General features: G+C 71.2%; 14 protein-coding genes. 8 read left to right on the plus strand and 6 right to left on the minus strand.

What is annotated here, in order from left to right; genetic code table 11:
- The first annotated feature begins 103 nt into the window (after window positions 1-103).
- The 5 genes from rhaI (at window position 104) to DEJ02_RS18675 (ending at window position 7,493) form a co-directional block, all read left to right on the plus strand.
- Window positions 104-1,276: an L-rhamnose isomerase gene (gene rhaI / locus DEJ02_RS09410; RefSeq protein WP_111032813.1), complete on the plus strand. Its 1,173-nt coding sequence runs from the start codon at window positions 104-106 to the stop codon at window positions 1,274-1,276.
- A gap of 40 nt (window positions 1,277-1,316) precedes the next feature.
- Window positions 1,317-3,365 (plus strand): bifunctional aldolase/short-chain dehydrogenase, encoded by a 2,049-nt coding sequence (locus DEJ02_RS09415; protein ID WP_111032814.1) that lies wholly within the window; start codon window positions 1,317-1,319, stop codon window positions 3,363-3,365.
- A gap of 52 nt (window positions 3,366-3,417) precedes the next feature.
- Window positions 3,418-4,905 (plus strand): rhamnulokinase family protein, encoded by a 1,488-nt coding sequence (locus tag DEJ02_RS09420; RefSeq protein ID WP_111032815.1) that lies wholly within the window; start codon window positions 3,418-3,420, stop codon window positions 4,903-4,905.
- Window positions 4,902-6,227 carry an alpha-hydroxy acid oxidase gene (locus DEJ02_RS09425; RefSeq protein WP_181440318.1) on the plus strand — a complete coding sequence of 442 codons (1,326 nt, stop codon included), beginning with the start codon at window positions 4,902-4,904 and terminating at the stop codon, window positions 6,225-6,227. The genes DEJ02_RS09420 and DEJ02_RS09425 overlap by 4 nt, the downstream gene beginning before the upstream one ends.
- A 291-nt stretch (window positions 6,228-6,518) precedes the next feature.
- Entirely contained in the window at window positions 6,519-7,493 is a 975-nt protein-coding gene (locus tag DEJ02_RS18675; RefSeq protein ID WP_258378707.1) for a glycoside hydrolase family 16 protein, read from the plus strand.
- 101 nt (window positions 7,494-7,594) lie between these two features.
- Here DEJ02_RS18675 and DEJ02_RS09435 read toward each other — a convergent pair whose 3' ends face one another.
- The 3 genes from DEJ02_RS09435 to DEJ02_RS09445 form a co-directional block, all read right to left on the minus strand.
- Window positions 7,595-8,401 carry an isocitrate lyase/phosphoenolpyruvate mutase family protein gene (locus DEJ02_RS09435; RefSeq protein WP_111032816.1) on the minus strand — a complete coding sequence of 269 codons (807 nt, stop codon included), beginning with the start codon at window positions 8,399-8,401 and terminating at the stop codon, window positions 7,595-7,597.
- Window positions 8,402-8,465: 64 nt separating this feature from the next.
- Window positions 8,466-9,275, minus strand: a complete 810-nt coding sequence (locus DEJ02_RS09440) for a hypothetical protein (protein WP_111032817.1) — start codon at window positions 9,273-9,275, stop codon at window positions 8,466-8,468.
- An 11-nt stretch (window positions 9,276-9,286) separates the two neighbouring features.
- Entirely contained in the window at window positions 9,287-9,649 is a 363-nt protein-coding gene (locus DEJ02_RS09445) for a hypothetical protein (protein WP_111022117.1), read from the minus strand.
- A gap of 133 nt (window positions 9,650-9,782) precedes the next feature.
- Between DEJ02_RS09445 and DEJ02_RS09450 the strand changes: the two genes are divergently transcribed.
- The 3 genes from DEJ02_RS09450 to DEJ02_RS09460 all read left to right on the plus strand — a co-directional run bounded on the left by DEJ02_RS09450 (window position 9,783) and on the right by DEJ02_RS09460 (window position 13,068).
- Complete coding sequence (locus tag DEJ02_RS09450) at window positions 9,783-10,406, plus strand: flavin reductase family protein (protein ID WP_111032818.1); 624 nt, start codon at window positions 9,783-9,785, stop codon at window positions 10,404-10,406.
- 147 nt (window positions 10,407-10,553) lie between these two features.
- Complete coding sequence (locus DEJ02_RS09455) at window positions 10,554-12,095, plus strand: MFS transporter (RefSeq protein WP_309147165.1); 1,542 nt, start codon at window positions 10,554-10,556, stop codon at window positions 12,093-12,095.
- Window positions 12,088-13,068, plus strand: coding sequence for an alpha/beta hydrolase (locus DEJ02_RS09460; RefSeq protein WP_111032819.1), 981 nt, complete (start codon window positions 12,088-12,090; stop codon window positions 13,066-13,068). Before DEJ02_RS09455 ends, DEJ02_RS09460 begins: the two co-directional genes overlap by 8 nt.
- A gap of 59 nt (window positions 13,069-13,127) precedes the next feature.
- On the opposite strand, the gene DEJ02_RS09465 is transcribed toward DEJ02_RS09460, so the two are convergent.
- The 3 genes from DEJ02_RS09465 to DEJ02_RS09475 all read right to left on the minus strand — a co-directional run bounded on the left by DEJ02_RS09465 (window position 13,128) and on the right by DEJ02_RS09475 (window position 15,348).
- Window positions 13,128-13,757 carry a hypothetical protein gene (locus DEJ02_RS09465; protein ID WP_146245646.1) on the minus strand — a complete coding sequence of 210 codons (630 nt, stop codon included), beginning with the start codon at window positions 13,755-13,757 and terminating at the stop codon, window positions 13,128-13,130.
- A gap of 279 nt (window positions 13,758-14,036) precedes the next feature.
- On the minus strand, window positions 14,037-14,846 hold the full coding sequence (locus DEJ02_RS18465) for a hypothetical protein (protein ID WP_111105242.1): 810 nt from the start codon (window positions 14,844-14,846) through the stop codon (window positions 14,037-14,039).
- Between the two features lie 76 nt (window positions 14,847-14,922).
- Window positions 14,923-15,348 (minus strand): hypothetical protein, encoded by a 426-nt coding sequence (locus DEJ02_RS09475; RefSeq protein WP_111032821.1) that lies wholly within the window; start codon window positions 15,346-15,348, stop codon window positions 14,923-14,925.
- Between the last annotated feature and the right edge of the window lie 10 nt (window positions 15,349-15,358).

Genomic DNA, 15,358 nt, shown 5'->3' on the forward strand with positions numbered 1-15,358 from the left:
CCGCTGCTCCGCAGCGCCCGGCAAGCGCACCACCGCGGTTGCGCGAACCCCGCGCAAGCCGTACCGTATGAAACGATTCAATCGCACACGAGGAAGTGACACGATGACATCGACCCCGAGCTTCGCCGGCATCGCCGACCAGCTGGCACGACAGCAGATCGAGCTGCCCAGCTGGGCCTTCGGCAACTCCGGCACCCGCTTCAAGGTGTTCAGCACGCCGGGCACCCCGCGCGACCCCTACGAGAAGATCGCCGACGCCGCCCAGGTGCAGCAGCACACCGGCCTGGCCCCCACCGTCGCGCTGCACATCCCGTGGGACCTGGTCGACGACTTCGCCGACCTCAAGCGCCACGCCGAGGAGCACGGGGTGTCGCTCGGCACCGTCAACTCGAACACGTTCCAGGACGACGACTACAAGTTCGGCGCCCTGACCCACGTCGACGAGACGATCCGGCAGAAGGCGATCGACCACCACCTGCGCTGCATCGACGTGATGGACGCCACCGGCAGCCGCGACCTGAAGATCTGGCTCGCCGAGGGCTCGAACTACCCGGGGCAGGAGGACATGCGCTCCCGCCAGGACCGCCTGCACGAGTCGCTCAGCACGATCTACGACCGCCTCGGGGCCGACCAGCGGCTGGTGCTCGAGTACAAGTTCTTCGAGCCGTCGTTCTACCACACCGACGTGCCGGACTGGGGCACGAGCTACGTGCAGACGGCGGCACTCGGGCCGAAGGCGATGGTCTGCCTCGACACCGGCCACCACGCCCCCGGCACGAACATCGAGTTCATCGTGATGCAGCTCCTGCGCCTCGGCAAGCTCGGTTCCTTCGACTTCAACTCGCGCTTCTACGCCGACGACGACCTGATCGTGGGCGCCGCGGACCCGTTCCAGCTGTTCCGGATCCTGGTCGAGGTCATCCGCGGCGGTGGGTACGACAACCCCGACGTCGCGTTCATGCTCGACCAGTGCCACAACATCGAGGACAAGATCCCCGGCCAGATCCGCTCCGTGCTCAACGTGCAGGAGATGACGGCCCGTGCGCTGCTCCTGGACCGCGTCGCACTGACCGCAGCGCAAGAGGCGCACGACGTCCTCGGCGCCAACGAGGTGTTCATGGACGCCTACCAGACCGACGTCCGGAAGGACCTGGCCGAGTGGCGGGAGTCCCGCGGACTGCCGGCGAACCCGATGCGCGCGTACCTGGAGTCCGGGTACCAGCAGTCCATCGCCGAGGACCGCGTCGGCGGCGTCCAGGCCGGCTGGGGCGCGTAGGAACATGACGAACACAGTGGAGGCACGGGTGGACCCCGCAATGCACGGCACCGACGCAGACACCACGATCCGGGCGCTGGTCGCGCGTTCGAACGCGCTCGGCTCGGATCCGCGGATCACGAACTACGCGGGCGGGAACACCTCCGCCAAGGGCACCGACACCGACCCCGTCACGGGCGAACCGGTCGAGCTGCTCTGGGTGAAGGGCTCCGGGGGCGACCTCGGCACCCTCACCCCGGCGGGCCTCGCGGTCCTGCGCGTCGACCGCGTCCGGGCCCTCCAGGACGTCTACCCCGGGGTGGAGCGCGAGGACGAGATGGTCGCCGCGTTCGACTACACGCTGCACGGCAAGGGCGGTGCTGCGCCGTCGATCGACACCGCGATGCACGCCCTCGTCGACGCCGCCCACGTCGACCACCTGCACCCCGACGCCGGCATCGCGATCGCCACCGCGGCGGACGGTCCGGCCCTGACCGAGCGGATCTTCGGCGACCGGGTCGTCTGGGTGCCGTGGCGACGGCCCGGGTTCCAGCTCGGGCTCGACATCGCCGCCGTCCAGCGTGACCACCCGGACGCCGTCGGCACGATCCTGGGCGGCCACGGCATCACCGCGTGGGGGGACACGAGCGACGAGGCCGAGGCGAACTCCCGCTGGATCATCGACACCGCAGAGCAGTACCTCGCGGAGCACGGCACGGCGGACCCGTTCGGCGGCCTCCGAGCGGGGTTCGAAGCACTGCCGACCGACGAACGTCGCGTACGCGCCGCAGCCCTCGCCCCGGCGATCCGCGGCATCGCCGGGCACGACAAGCCGGTCGTCGGGCACTTCACCGACTCGGCCGTCGTGCTCGAGTTCCTGGCGAGCGAGCGCGCCGAAGCACTCGCGGCCCTCGGCACCAGCTGCCCGGACCACTTCCTGCGCACCAAGGTCAAGCCGCTCATCCTCGACCTGCCGGCAACGGCCTCAGTCGACGAGCAGACCGCCCGCCTGCACGAACTGCACGAGCAGTACCGCGCGGACTACCAGGCGTACTACGACCGGCACCGGACGCCGGACTCCCCCGCGATCCGCGGCGCCGACCCGCTCATCGTGCTGGTGCCCGGCGTCGGGATGTTCTCGTACGGCAAGGACGCCCAGACCGCCCGCGTCGCCGGTGAGTTCTACGTCAACGCGATCAACGTGATGCGCGGTGCCGAGTCGGTCAGCACCTACGCCCCGATCGACGAGGCCGAGAAGTTCCGGATCGAGTACTGGGCACTCGAAGAGGCGAAGCTGCAGCGGATGCCCGCACCCAAGAAGCTCGCGACGCGCATCGCCCTGGTCACCGGGGCGGCGTCGGGCATCGGCAAGGCGATCGCGAAGCGCCTGGCGGCCGAGGGCGCCGCCGTCGTCATCGCCGACCTCGACCTGGCGAAGGCGCAGGAGACCGCCGCCGAGATCGGCGGCCTCGACCAGGCCACCGGCGTCGCCGCGAACGTGACGGACGCCGCCGCGATCGACCAGGCGGTCCAGCAGACGCTGCTGCACTTCGGCGGCCTCGACCTCGTCGTCAACAACGCGGGGCTGTCGCTGTCCAAGAGCCTGCTCGAGACCACCGAGCAGGACTGGGATCTGCAGCACGACGTGATGGCGAAGGGGTCGTTCCTGGTGTCGAAGGCCGCGGCGAAGGTGCTCATCGAGCAGGGCCTGGGCGGCGACATCGTCTACATCTCGTCGAAGAACTCGGTGTTCGCCGGGCCGAACAACATCGCGTACTCCGCCACGAAGGCCGACCAGGCCCACCAGGTGCGGCTGCTCGCGGCCGAGCTCGGGGAGCACGGCGTCCGCGTCAACGGCATCAACCCCGACGGGGTCGTGCGCGGCTCCGGCATCTTCGCGAGCGGCTGGGGCGCCAACCGCGCCAAGACGTACGGCATCGAGGAGCAGGACCTCGGCAAGTTCTACGCGCAGCGCACGATCCTGAAGCGCGAGGTCGTGCCCGAGAACGTCGCGAACGCCGTCTACGCCATCTGCACCGACGACTTCTCGCACACCACCGGCCTGCACGTGCCCGTCGACGCCGGCGTCGCCGCGGCCTTCCTGCGGTAGCGACGACCGACGACCAACGAGCGACGACCAACGAACCGAGCAGGAGCACGGCATGCACACCAGCGGCAGCGTCGCCGCGGTCGACCTCGGGGCGACCAGCGGCCGGGTGATCGTCGGCCACGTCGACCAGGACGGGGTCCGGATGGACCACGTCGCCCGGTTCCCGAACGGCCCCGTCACCCTGCACGAGGGCGACGCCGACACCGGCCGCGACGCCCTGCACTGGGACGTCGTCGAGCTGTACCGACAGGTGACCGAGGGGCTGCGGCGCGCGTTCGCCGAGCACCCCGCGATCGCCAGCATCGGCATCGACTCGTGGGCGGTCGACTACGGCCTGCTCCGCGACGGCCGACTGCTCGGGCTGCCGTCGCACTACCGCGACGACCGGCACCAGGGCGGTGTCGTCCCCGTGCACGACCGGATGGCCGCCACCGAGCTGTACGCCCGGAACGGCTTGCAGCACCTGCCGTTCAACACCCTGTTCCAGTGGGCTGCCGACCCGTCACTGCAGCTCGCGCAGCGTGCGCTGCTCGTGCCCGACCTGCTCGGGTACTGGCTGACGGGGGTCGAGGCGGCCGAGCGCACGAACGCCTCGACGACCGGGGCCCTGAACGCGACCACCCGTGGGTGGGACCCGGCGGTGCGGGCTGCTGCGGGCCTCCCGGCCGGGCTGCTGCCCACGCTGCGCGACCCGGGCGACCGACTCGGCCCCCTGCTGCCGTCCGTCGCCGCGCTCGTCGGCGGGCAGGCAGACGTGACGCTGGTCGGTTCGCACGACACGGCGAGCGCCGTCGTCGCGGTCCCCGCGACGGAGCCGGACTTCGCCTACATCTCGTCGGGCACGTGGTCGCTCGTCGGCGTCGAACTCGACGCGCCCGTCCTGTCGGACGCGGCACGACGCGCGAACTGCACGAACGAGGGTGGTGTCGACGGCCGCGTCCGGTTCCTGAAGAACGTGTCCGGACTCTGGTTGCTGTCGGAGAGCGTCCGCACCTGGGAGCGCGGTGGCGACCACGTCGACCTGGAGGCCCTGCTCGCCTCCGCCGCGGCCGTCACCGCCCCGGTCCCCGTCTTCGACCCCGCCGACGAGTCGTTCACGGCACCCGGCGACATGCCGGCGCGGATCGCCGCGTGGTGCGCGGCGCACGGGCTGAGCGCCCCCGCGTCGCGGGCGGAGTTCGTCCGGAGCATCCTCGAGTCCCTCGCGACGGCGTACGCCGAGACCCTGCACACCATCGCCGACGTGACCGGCAAGACCATCCGGGTTGTGCACGTCGTGGGCGGCGGCTCGCAGAACCGGCTGCTCTGCCAGCTGACCGCGGACCGCACCGGCCTGCCGGTCGTGGCCGGCCCGGTCGAGGCCACCGCACTCGGCAACGTGCTGGTGCAGGCGCGCGCCGCTGGACTCGCGGGCCTCGGAGGGGCTTCACTGGAGGCACTCCGCAGCATCGTCGCACGGAGCGTCGAGCCCGTGCGGTACACCCCGTCGGCGTCGTCGCGCGCCGATCCCGATCGATCCCCCGTCAGGAGCCACGCATGACCACGACCGACGACCAGCACGGGATCGACCCCGCGACCGGCGCACCGGCACCCGCGACCGGCTCCGCGTCCGCCGCTCGCACGCGGGTCAAGCGGCAGCTGCCGACGGTGCGGGACCTCGCGCCGCTCATGCAGTTCAAGAAGCCGTCGCTGCCGGGTCGACGGCAGCGCCTCGAACAGGCCTTGACGATCTGGGACCTCCGCGACATCGCCGCCCGGCGCACCCCGAAGGCCGCGTTCGACTACACCGAGGGCGCGGCCGAGGCGGAGATCTCCCTCGCCCGTGCGCGGCAGGCGTTCGAGGACATCGAGTTCACCCCGGCGATCCTGCGGGACGTGTCGCGGGTGGACACCTCGCGTCAGGTGCTCGGGGCACCGGTGTCGTACCCGTTCGGCATCGCGCCGACGGGCTTCACGCGGATGATGCAGACCGAGGGCGAGCGGGCCGGTGCCCGGGCCGCCGGACGTGCCGGTATCCCGTTCTCGCTCTCCACGATGGGCACCACCGCGATCGAGGACGTCCGCGACGCCAACCCGCACGGGCGCAACTGGTTCCAGCTGTACATGTGGAAGGACCGCGAGAAGTCGATGGCGCTGGTCTCCCGCGCCCAGCAGGCCGGGTTCGACACCCTGCTCGTCACCGTGGACGTCCCCGTCGCGGGTGCGCGGCTGCGGGACAAGCGGAACGGGTTCTCGATCCCGCCGCAGCTGAGTGCCCGGACCGTGGTGAACGCGATCCCGCGGCCGTGGTGGTGGTTCGACTTCCTGACCACCGAACCGCTGGCGTTCGCGTCGCTCGACCGCTGGTCCGGCACCGTCGGCGAGCTGCTCGACCACATGTTCGACCCGACCGTCACCTACGAGGACCTCGCCTGGATCCGCGACCAGTGGCAGGGCAAGATCGTCGTGAAGGGCGTGCAGTCCCTGGCCGACGCCAAGCGCCTGGCCGACCTCGGCGTCGACGGCATCACGCTGTCGAACCACGGCGGCCGGCAGCTCGACCGCGCCCCCGTCCCCTTCCACCTGCTGCCCTCCGTGGTCAAGGAGGTCGGGAAGGACACCGAGGTGCACCTCGACACGGGCATCATGTCCGGCGCCGACATCGTGGCTGCCGTGGCCCTCGGCGCGACGTTCACGATGGTCGGCCGCGCCTACCTGTACGGGCTGATGGCCGGAGGCGAAGCCGGGGTGGACCGGATGATCCAGATCCTGTCCGAGCAGATCGAGCGGACCATGCGGCTGCTCGGGGTGGCCTCGCTCGACGAGCTCGAGCCGGGGCACGTGACGCAGCTGCAGCGGTTGCAGCCGATCCCCCGGGCCTGAGCGGTCGGCTCGCCGCGCGTTGCATCGTGCACGTTCGGACGGCGGACACCGGGCGTTCGTCGGTCGATTTCCGTGACGCCCCCCGAACGGGTCACAAATGATGCAAGATGTCCGTGGACGTGTCAACGAAACCCTCGGCATCCGGCCGGCTGATGCGTCCGTCCCTCCCCGCATCCTGCGCCCGAGCATCCACGAGGAGCCCGACATCTCGACCCGAAGCACGTGCACGCCCTCGCGCGGCACGACCCCACGCACCACGTCCACGCCCCCGGTCACCCGAGGGGGCACCCGATGATCCGCCACCGCGCGATCCTGGCGGTCGCGACCGCCGGCGCCCTGGTCCTCGGCGTCCCCACCGCCGCCTCCGCCCGCACCTGGTGGGGCTGGGACGGCGAGCGCCGCTGGCACAACGCCCCGGTGAACCCCACCCCCACGCCGGCCCCGGCCCCGGACGAGACGGAAGCCCCGGCCCCGACCGACGAGTGGACCCCGGATGCGGAGCCCGAGCAGGACTCCGCACCCATCGAGGACTCGGCCCCCGTCGCCGAGCCCGCGCCCGACGCAGAGGCCGAGTCCGAGTCCGAGTCCGAGGCAGCGCCGGAAGCGGCACCCGAGGCGGAGGCCTCCCCCGCGGACCTGTCCGCGATCGCACCGGACGCCCCGTTCGTCGAGGACTTCACCACGAACGCCGTCACCGGCCTCGTCCAGTCGCTGTACCCGCAGTCGTGGCAGCCCTACCCCGACGGCACCTCGGGCATCTACGCGCCGAGCAAGACCGTGTCGGTGCACGACGGCGTGATGGACGTCGCCCTCGGCACCGGCGCCGGAGCGGCCGGCACCTTCGGCTCCTCCGCCGGCGCCTGGGACCACGTCGGTGGTTCGTTCTCGGTCCGCGCGAAGGCGACCGGCGGCGACGGCAACGGCGCGGCCTTCATGCTGTGGCCGACGTCGAACGTGTGGGCCGACGGCGAGATCGACTTCCCCGAGGGCAACTTCGAGGACAGCCCCTCGGTGTTCCACCATTCGATGACCCCGGGCAAGGAAGCCGAGCGCGTCCAGCTCGGCACCGGCGTCTCGTGGCGCGACTGGCACACCTACAAGGTCGACTGGGTCCCCGGTGAGTCAGTCACGTACAGCGTCGACGGCAAGGTCCTCGGCACGATCACGCACGACGTGCCGACGACCCCGCACCGCTTCATGTTCCAGGTCGGCAACTGGGGCGAGCAGGGCAACCTGCTCATCGACTGGGTCTCGACGACCGAGTAGCGTCCGCAGGTCCGCACCACGGACGGACGGGAGGCCCGGTGCCAGCTGGCACCGGGCCTCCCGTCCGTCCGTGTGGTCGCGTTCAGGGCGTCGCGCGCCGCTCAGAAGAGCGCGTTCAGGTCCGCGTAGTCCACCCCGCCCGCCAGCGAGTCGTAGGTGCCGGTGGTCCGCAGCTCGGCCGTGGCCTGCCGAACGACGGCGTACGCGGCCTGCGCGACGGCGGAACCGAGACTGATGCGGGCCACCCCGAGCCGGGCGAGTTCCGCCACGGTCGGCGACCCCGGACCGGCCATCACGTTCACCGGGCCGTCGATCGACTCCACCAGCGCACGGATGGTCTCGACGTCTCGGACTCCGGGGACGAACACGCCGTCAGCGCCGGCTCCGCGGTAGCGACGAGCTCGCTCGAGCGTCTCGGCCAGGAGCCGTTCGGGATCGACGAGACCGGCGAGGTGGACGTCGGTCCGTGCGTTGACGAACAGGGGCACCCCGGCTCGTTCCGCCGCGCGCCGGGCCGCCCCGATCCGGTCGGCGAGCGCATCCGGATGCAACCTGCCGTCCTCGATGTTGATCCCGGCGGCGCCCGCTTCGAGCACCGCGTCCACCGTGCGCGCCACGCCGTCCGCGTCGTCGGCGTACCCGGACTCGATGTCGACGGTGACCGGCACCGACACCGAAGCCGCGATCCGCGCGACCGCGTCCATCGCTTCCGCGCGGGTCAGGGTGTTCCCGTCCGGTCGCCCGAGCGACCAGGCGACGCCCGCACTGGTCGTGGCGATCGCGGTCGCGCCGGCGTCCTCGACGAGTCGGGCGCTCGCGGCGTCCCAGACGTTGACGAGGACGAGTGGCCGGGATCGGTGGTCGTGGAGTCCGTGGAAGGTCGCGGCTCTGGTCGAAGTGGTGTTCACCCTTCGATCCCATCGGTCCGAGCGCGGACGAGCTGGCGGGTTCCGGACGACGCGGTGGCGCCGCTCAGCCCTCGGGGCGAGGAGACCTGCGTGGGTTCAGCAGGTCTCCGTCCCACGACAGGTCGTCGTGCTCGCGGACCTCGAACGCCTCGAATCGGCCGTCGTCGAGCACGCGGTCGACGAGCGCGCGCGATCCGGCGACGATCGTCGAGTCCCAGTCCTCCTCGGCGGCGACGACCCACGCGTGGTCCTCCGGCCAGATGAACGTCGTGTGCGGCGCCACCTGGCCGTGCAGCCCGAAGCTCTCCCAACCCGGGACCGCCCGCTGCGCCCACGACGGATCGACGAGCTCGTCCAGGGTCGCGCTGAAGAGCCAGGTGTCCCGCGCGGGCCAGGCCATCAAGCCCCGCGCACGTCGGATCCGGTGCCGGCGTTCGGCGGACGGCGGCCCGCCCGTCCCCTCCCACGCTCCGACGACCAGGTCTCCGGGGGTCGACGTCGCGCTCCGTAGGTGCGTGGTGAGGACGGCGAGGTCCTGCGGGTCGAACCACCCGTCGTCCGACTGGTCCACGCGCCAGCCGTCGGCCCACGACGTCGTCTGCTCGTCGTCGGTCAGGCGTTGCCACTGCACCAGGGGGTGCATCACGCGGTCGTTGCGGCGCGCGACCTCCGACCACCGCCAGCGGGTGTGTTCGACGTCCGGGTGGTCGCCCCACTCGTCCGTGGTGTCGAGGTCCGCCCGGTGCGCGCCGACCGGGTGCAACAGTCGTGCGTACGCCTCGAACCCGGTGCCCGCGACGCCACCGACACTCGCCCAGTGCCCGGCACGCGCGACGAGCCAGTCGCCCCGCGATGCCTCGCTCAGCAGGCGCATCGTGCTGCTGCTCAGAGCTTCTCGTCGACGAGCGCGATGAAGCGGCTGCCGATGCCCTCGACCTCACGCCGCGTCAGGCCGGCGGTGGGCTCGGGCGCCTGGTACGGGGCGTGGTAGTCGCACATCAGGTAGTCCCACTCGGGCCACCACTTCTTCGGGCGCGCCTCTTCGTCGAAGCCGCAGACCACGCACTCCAGGCGCGTCCAGACCTTCTTGGTGCCGGTGCGGTTGGCGCGGGACTGCACGAGCCAGGCGGGCGGGTCCTGCTCGATCGCGTCGAGCTCCGCTTCGCTGAGGCGCGACGGGATGCCGTGGCGGGTCGCCATCTCGAGGGGGATGTCGAGCCGGACGGCGGCTTCGCGGCGGGAGAGCATCCGTCCAGGGTAGGTCCTGCCCCTTCCCACCTCGAACTGCGATGTCGGGAAACCGCCAGTGATCACTCCCGCGCTTGGCGAGACTGGCTCGGAGCCCGCGACCGCCGCGAAGCCCGACCGAGAGCCGAGCGCCGTGCACCACAGCCCCATCGACCCTGCGATCCTCTACTTCGGCACACCTGTGGCGCTGCTGAGCACCATCGCTGACGACGGCACCACGAACACCGCCCCCATGTCGTCGGTCTTCTGGCTCGGGAAGACCGCCGTCCTCGGCATGGGAAGCCGATCCCAGACCGCGCAGAATCTGCTCGCCACCGGTGAGTGCGTCATCAACCTCCCGTCCGCTGATCTGGTGGCCGCGGTGGACACGCTCGCCCTCACGACCGGACGATCACCCGTCCCCGCCGGCAAGGCCCACGTCCGCTACCGCCACGAACCGGAGAAGCTCCGCCTCGCCGGGCTCCACGGCCGCCCCGGCGACACCGTCCGTACGGAACGGATCGACGAGTGCCCGGTCAACCTCGAAGCGCACGTCGTGCACACGCGACCGCTCGCATCAGACGACGGCACCTTCGTCTTCGAAGCCTCGATCAGCCGCGTCCACGTGCACGATTCCATCCGCATGGCGGGGACCGCGAACCGGATCGATCCCGAGCTGTGGCGTCCGCTCATCATGAGCTTCCAGCGGTTCTACGGCCTCGGCGGCGAGCTCCACCCGTCGCGGCTCGCCGGCGTCGACGAGGAGTGGTACCGGTAGCGAGAGGGGCCCCGACCGCGGACTTTCCTCGAGCGTGCAGGCCGTGTATGGTCTCGATCACTGAGGTAAAAGGCGCCGCGATCTGCGACGCACCAGCACGCGGCATCGAACGAGTCGCCACTTCTTCCCTCGAAGGAGTGCGCCATCGTGTCCCCCAGTCCCCCTCTCACCACCGGGCACGTACCCGCCGGTGACTCGTCGCCTCGTCTGCGCGACGCCTGGATCGCCCTCGCCGGGCTGTCCGCGGTGTTCCTGTTCGAGATGCTCGACAACTCCGTGCTCAACGTCGCCCTGCCGACGATCGGCCGCGACCTGGGCTCGTCGACGACGGGCCTGCAGTGGGTCTCGGGTGCCTACTCGGTCGCCTTCGGAGGGCTGATGCTGCTCTTCGGCGCCGTCGCCGACCGCATCGGACGCCGTCGGGTCATGCTCGCCGGGCTCGTGCTGCTGGCCCTGGCGAGCCTCGCCACGGCGGTGGTCACGTCGACCGAGCAACTGATCGCCGTGCGGGTCGCGATGGGCGTCGCCGCGGCGATGACGACGCCCGGGTCGATGGCGCTGGCGTTCCGCCTCTTCGACGACGAAGGCCTCCGGGTGCGGGCGCTCACCGTCATCTCGACGGCCGGGCTCGTGGGGCTGGCCGTCGGTCCGACCGTCGGCGGGTTCGTGCTCGCCGTCGCCCCGTGGCAGTTGCTGCTGCTGGCAGACGTGCCGATCGCGGTCCTCGCGCTCGTCGGCATCCGGTTGGGTGTCGCACGCGACGAGGCGGCGGGGCTCCGTCGCGATCCGGTCGACGTGGTCGGAGCGCTGCTCGGCACCGTGACCACGGCCGGAGCACTCGTGACGCCGACGATCCTGGTCGAGTCCGGAGCCACTGACTGGTGGGGGTGGGCAGTCCTCGCCCTCGCCGCCACCTGCGCGGTGGGGTTCGTCGCCCGCGAGCGGACCGCGCAGCACCCGCTGATCGACCTGCACCTGCTCGCCCGACCACTCGTCTCGAGCGGCCTCGCGTTCAAGGCCGCGTCGGGTCTGGCCGTCGCCGGACTGTCGTACCTCGTGACCCTGCAGCTGCAGTTCGCCTGGGGCTGGCCGCCGGCGCTGGCCGCCGTCGGGACGTTGCCGCAGGTGGTCGTGCTGCTCGTCGGCGGCCGCTTCGTCGGGCCGTTCGTGCAGCGGGTCGGCCTGGGCCGCGCCGCCTGGATGAGCGCCGTCTCCGTCGTCTCCGGTCTCGCGGTCTTCGGCGCCCTGAGCCGGCACGGGTACCCGTGGGTGCTCGTCGCGCTCGTGCTCGTCGCCGCCGGCCTGCGGGTCGTCGGCGTCGTCGCCGGCGCGTCCGTCCTCACGGGCCTGCCCGCGGACCGCGCCTCCGTCGGAGCGGCGCTCGTCGACACCTCGAGCGAGCTCGCGGGCGGTGCCGCCGTCGCCGCGGCGGGGACCATCGTCGCCGCCTTCGTCACCGGGAGCATCACCACGACCACCTGGACCACCGCCCGGCTCGAGGGCTTCCAGGACGCCCTCACCGTCGCCGGCCTCGGTCTCGCCGCGGTCGCAGCGCTGCTCGTCGTGGTCGGCATGCTCCGAGCCCGGCCCGCCGTCGAACCAGAGGACGCGGCCTCGTCCGAACCTGCCAACACCACGCCTGCACAGCCCGACCCGATCACCATCACCGAGGAGACCTCCCGTGCCTGACACCATCGCCCTCCCCCGCCCGCCGTTCGATCCCGAGTTCGTGCCCTTCCTCACGGCCATGGACGCGCGAGGCCGCTTCCACCTCACGACCCAGATGCTGCCGCAGATGCGACAACTGGACATGACGGAGGCGCAGCTCGACGAAGGACTGCGTGCTCGTGGCCTCGAGCGGAGCAGCATCACGATCGCGGGGCACCGCGGCGACCCGATCGACCTCGCCGTGATCCAACGCGCCGGCCGCACCGGCACGGCTGCCCTGGCCTACGCGATCCACGGCGGCGGCATGATGTTCGGCCACCACCTCGGCAACCTCGACTCCTACGACGAGTGGCTGCTGGTGCACGACGTCGTCCTGGTCAGCCCGGACTACCGCCTGGCTCCGGAACACCCGGACCCGTACCCGGTCGAGGACTGCTACGCCGGTCTCGTCTGGGCAGCCGAGCACGCCGACGAACTCGGCATCGACCCGGAGCGCATCGTCCTCGTCGGGCAGAGCGCCGGTGCCGGTCTCGCCGCCGGCACGGCCCTCCTGGCCCGCGACCGACAGGGGCCCTCCGTCATCGGCCAGGTGCTCGTGAGTCCCATGCTCGACGACCGCGACGCGACGCTGTCGGCTCGGCAGTTCGACGGTGTCGGGGTCGCCGACCGGGAGATGACACGGTTCGGCTGGGACGCCTACCTCGGTGACCGGCGGGGTGGCGAGGACGTCTCCGTCTACGCCGCACCGGGCCGCGCGACCGACCTCACCGGGCTCCCACCCGCGTACATCGACTGCGGCAGCACCGAGGTGTTCCGCGACGAGACCGTCGCCTACGCCAGCTCGCTGTGGGCGGCAGGAGTCCAGGCGGAACTGCACGTGTGGCCGGGAGCGTTCCACGGATCGACGAGCATGATGCCCGACGCGACGCTGTCGCAGCGGGCCGTGCGGGCCCTGCGCGAGTTCACCGGTCGCCTCCTCAACCCGGCAGTCTGACGGCAGCCCCGGCACGAGCGCATCGTGGTGCTCGTGCCGGGACCTGCTCGCAGCATCAGCTAGATCCGGTCCAGGGACGCCACCGCGACGACGATCGGCCACGCCTCACCGTCGAGCTGCACGGACCGCAGCCCGCGCGGCAGGGCTTGTCCGTCATCGGACTCAACGACGACTCCCTGCAGCCCGATGAGGTGCCCGGAACCCCTGCTGTAGTGCACGCGATCACCGACGACGGGCATGATGATGGTGTCCGCCGCCAGCTCCTCTGCAGCGAGTTCCACGGTGAGAGGCCGAGACTCCGTGAGCACCTCGGCGAGCTGTGCCTCGAACACGCCGCGTTCGTCGAGCTCCGCGTCGCCCGCCTCGGGATCCACGATCCTCGCGACTGGCAGGATCTGCTGGCCGATCGTGCGCGCGACTCCGCACCCGATCGCGACACCCAGGCCGGCGAGGGACAGCCCCATGCTCGCCATCTCGAACCGCAACGGGACTGGCTCAGCAACGACCTGACGGATTCCGCCGTTCGAGCCGCCGGCGGTGTGCGCTCGCACGGCAGTCGCCTTCACCGCGCCGTGGAGTCGTGGCGCGACCGGAGCTGCTCTTGTCCGCCGGAGATCACCGCCGAACTGCTCGCCGAGATGCTTCTTGAACGCAAGGGCGCCAGGCCGTCGCTCGTCGCAGTTGTCCATCGGGTCGCCTTCGGGTCGGCTTCTCGCAGCCTCTAGTCAGGCTGTTCCCGGACCGTACTGCCGGACCGTCGGCCCACACGACGGTTCCTCACCGATCTTGCGGTAACCAGCAAGGCCGATTCGGAGTTCGCGCCGGCGCAGCCCCGAAGCGCGAGTAGATGACTCCCAGCGGGAATCGTGCTTCTACCTCGTCGCTGAACTTCGACGCTTCGGACTCAGTCGCGAAGACACCGAGCACCGTGTTGTGTGGTGACTCGTCACCACCGGGGTCTGGTCGCCTCAGAGCTCTGACGTCGGCTGTTGGCGGGGGTTGAGGAGATCGCCGTCCCAGCTCAGGTCGTCGTCTTCGTGCACCTCGAAGGCCTCGAAGTGATCGTCCGCGAGGATGCTGTCGACGAGTGCGCGTGAGCCGGCGACGATCGTCGAGTCCCAGTCTTCCTCGGAAGCGACGACCCAGGTGTGATCCCCGGGCCAGATCAGCGACGTGTAGGGCCCTTCCTGCTGGGGGCGACTGCATCCCCATCCGGGGACGGAGCGCTGCGCCCACGATGGGTCAGCAAGCTCGCGCAGGCTCGAGCTGAACAACCACATGTCCCGACCGGGCCACGGCATCTGCATGCGAGCCCGCGCGCGCGCGTTCCGGCCTCCTTCGGCCCATGGCGGGTTGCCGGTGCCTTCCCATGCTCCGATGACCAGGTCGTCCGGGTTCCGCGTCGCGGCCCGCAGATGCGTGGTCAGGACCGCGAGGTCCTCCGGGTTGAACCACCCATCGTCGGACTGACCGACACTCCACCCATCCGACCAGTCCCTCGTGTGCTCGTCATCGCTGATGCGGAACCACTGCACCAGGGGATGCATCACCCGGCCGTTACGGCGCGCAACCTCAGCCCACCGCCAACGCGTGTGCTCAACATCGACGGGATTGCCCCACTCGTCGACCGTGTTCGGGTCAGTACGGTGCGCATCCACCGGGTGCAGCAGCCGCGCGTACGCCTCGAAGCCCGTGCCAGCGACACCGCCGACGGTCGCCCATCGACCGGCTCGCTTCACGAGCCAATCGCCTCGCAGGGCTTCGGTCAGCAGGATCACCGCATCAGCATCCCACGGCGAACGCCTTCACTCAGGAAAAGCAGTCTCCGAAGACCATCCGCAACCGGAACCGCCCCTACTCCCCCACGTCCGAGCAGCCCGGCAACGCCGCGATGTCCGTGCACCCGTACTCGCTCCACCCACCCTGGCCGTAGGTGTCGTACGCCGCAGTCGACGCCACCGTGGCCCCTGCACCAGCCGTCCGGACGAAGGACGGGGTCGGATCACCCTCGGTCGTCCACCGGACCCACTGGAGCGAGGCCACCTCGCCCGCTTCGCTCGCGTCCCGCAGACACCGCAGGCACTCGGCAGGGAGCGCACCGTCGGCCTCGAGCTCCACGTCACCGCAGTCGGTACCGCTCGGGTTGCTGACCCACTCGGGCGCATCGGCGAGTGTGCGGGCGGACGCGATGGGGTCAGCTGGCTGCTCGCTGCACGCCGACAGGAGCGGCAGCGCGACCAGCGCGAGTCCGGCGGCGGCGAGGACCAGTGGCTTCTGCACAGGACGAGCA

It is taken from the genome of Curtobacterium sp. MCLR17_042 (assembly GCF_003234695.1).
GTDB lineage: Bacteria > Actinomycetota > Actinomycetes > Actinomycetales > Microbacteriaceae > Curtobacterium > Curtobacterium flaccumfaciens.